This is a genomic window from Haloferax sp. s1, from assembly GCF_058382125.1.
Genome location: NZ_JBZRPK010000093.1, coordinates 1 through 995, shown reverse-complemented (window position 1 = coordinate 995; position 995 = coordinate 1). Strand labels below are relative to the sequence as shown.

Genomic DNA, 995 nt, shown 5'->3' with positions numbered 1-995 from the left:
CCTCGAACCGTGGTCGTCGGCTTCGGACACGGAATCCGATGGAGAGATATGACCGCCACGACGCGTGACGATATGAACATCGCAGTCGGAAGCGGAAATCCGGTAAAGCGGCGCGCAGTCGAGCGAGCCTGTCCCGACGCGAGCGTCGCGGCGGTCGCCGTCGACTCCGGGGTCTCGGAGCAACCCACGGGACACGACGAGACTATCGAGGGTGCGGTCAATCGGGCGCATCAAGCGCTCGAAGAAGGCGACTACGACCTCGGCATCGGCATCGAAGGTGGCGTTGCGACGTTCTCCGCTGGAACCGACGGTCGCGAGGACGACATCTACCTCGTCATGTGGGCGGCCGTCACCGACGGCGAACGCGTCGGCCGCGCCGCTGGCCCGAGTCTCCTCCTTCCCGGAGGTATCGCCGACAGAATCCGCGCGGGCGAGGAACTCGGCCCGGTGATGGACGACGTACTCGGAACCAACGATATCGCAAAAAACGAGGGTGCGGCGGGCGTGTTCACCGGCGGGCGGATTACCCGTACGGACGCGCTCGAAACCGCGGTGACGGGCGCGCTCGCACCGTTCCGATGTGACCTGTACTAAACCGAGTATTCGAAGTCTCGGTTATTCTGATTCGGCGAACTCGTGTTCGCGGACTTCCGCGCTTTCTTCGACTGCCGTCGTCAGCGAGACGTTGAGCGACAGCATCGAGGCGACGCCGCCGACGATGGTGACGGCGCTTTTCACCGCGTGGTCGAGGACCGCGGCGGCGAGTGCTGCGGGTGGTGCGACCGGAGCCAACGCGGCCATGAAGACCGTGAAGGCGATTTCGTAGAGTCCGACGCCACCCGGTGAGAGCGGCAGGACTTTTGCGAGGTTCCCGACGCTCACGGCGAAGAAGGAAACGCCGACGAGGACGACGGGGTCGATGTCGACACCGAGTGCGAGGAGGACGATAACGGCGGGGAGAACGGCCAACAGCCCGATGGGGGGGCGCGTCAGGG

The 995-nt window shown here is 65.3% G+C and carries 2 protein-coding genes; one reads left to right on the top strand and one right to left on the bottom strand.

Annotated features, from left to right (window positions below):
- The first annotated feature begins 72 nt into the window (after window positions 1-72).
- Window positions 73-594: an inosine/xanthosine triphosphatase gene (yjjX, locus tag QT222_RS00640; RefSeq protein ID WP_491475968.1), complete on the top strand. Its 522-nt coding sequence runs from the start codon at window positions 73-75 to the stop codon at window positions 592-594.
- 21 nt (window positions 595-615) lie between these two features.
- On the opposite strand, the gene QT222_RS00635 is transcribed toward yjjX, so the two are convergent.
- On the bottom strand, window positions 616-995 hold a 380-nt coding region (locus QT222_RS00635; RefSeq protein WP_491475967.1), incomplete at its 5' end, for a lysylphosphatidylglycerol synthase domain-containing protein.

What these genes read in the sequence shown, in the direction of transcription:
- yjjX (WP_491475968.1), top strand. Translation starts at nt 73, where the DNA reads ATGAACATCGCAGTCGGAAGCGGAAATCCGGTAAAGCGGCGCGCAGTC.